Below are 789 nucleotides of genomic sequence, written 5' to 3' on the forward strand. Positions count from 1 at the left end.
GTAAGCGGTCCATAAACCACATCTTCTGCAGATGAATAACCCCCGTCAGACTGGTGTCATCCGAATCCAAGGAGGACACCATGACTGAACTGACCTCGACACAGGCCTTCTGGCTGGGCCATCTGTTCCACGCCTCCTCTCGGCAACTGGCGCTGAGTGAGTATGCCGAGGAGCAAGGGCTCGACCTGGCGTCACTACTGGCGTGGGAGCAACGCCTGGTGGTCCAGGAGGTGTCGGTGCCACTGCGTCATCGACCGCTGCGCTTCGTCGCCGTGGAGGTGGCGCGATGATTCGGCCGGATACTCGACTGCGCGTCTACCTGTGCCGCGAGCCGGTCGACATGCGCAAGCAGATCGATGGACTGGCCCTGCTGGTTCAGGAGGCCATGGAGCTCAATCCCTTCGAGGAGGCGGTGTTCGTGTTCGGCAACCGCCAGCGCGACAAGGTGAAGTTGCTGTTCTGGGAGCGCAATGGCTTCGTGGTCTGGTACAAGCGCCTGGAGCGGGAACGCTTCAAGTGGCCCGACCGCCTGGAAGACGACACCGTCACTCTCTCGGGCCAGGAGCTGAACTGGCTCCTCGATGGCTACGATATTGGCGCAATGCAGCCGCACAAGGCCTTGGATTTTCAATCGGTTGGCTAGCCATGGCACTCCCCTTGTGAGGGGGTGTTTGGTAAAATATCGGCATGACATCCATCGCCTCTCACACCGCCGATACGGTCGACCAGCTGCAACGCAAGCTGGTCGCCGCCGAGGCAGAAAATGACCGCCTATTGGCTCTGATGGCC

General features: G+C 60.6%; 2 protein-coding genes. Both read left to right on the forward strand.

The genetic code is table 11. The features are described 5' to 3' along the window. Nucleotides 1-80: 80 nt before the first annotated feature. Nucleotides 81-290, forward strand: coding sequence for a hypothetical protein (locus ACFODV_RS15180; RefSeq protein ID WP_379760928.1), 210 nt, complete (start codon nucleotides 81-83; stop codon nucleotides 288-290). After that, a complete protein-coding gene (tnpB, locus tag ACFODV_RS15185) occupies nucleotides 287-643 on the forward strand; it encodes an IS66 family insertion sequence element accessory protein TnpB (RefSeq protein ID WP_379760930.1) in 357 nt (118 codons plus the stop codon). The genes ACFODV_RS15180 and tnpB overlap by 4 nt, the downstream gene beginning before the upstream one ends. The last annotated feature ends 146 nt before the right edge of the window (nucleotides 644-789 follow it).

It is taken from the genome of Halomonas tibetensis (assembly GCF_042643535.1).
GTDB lineage: Bacteria > Pseudomonadota > Gammaproteobacteria > Pseudomonadales > Halomonadaceae > Halomonas > Halomonas tibetensis.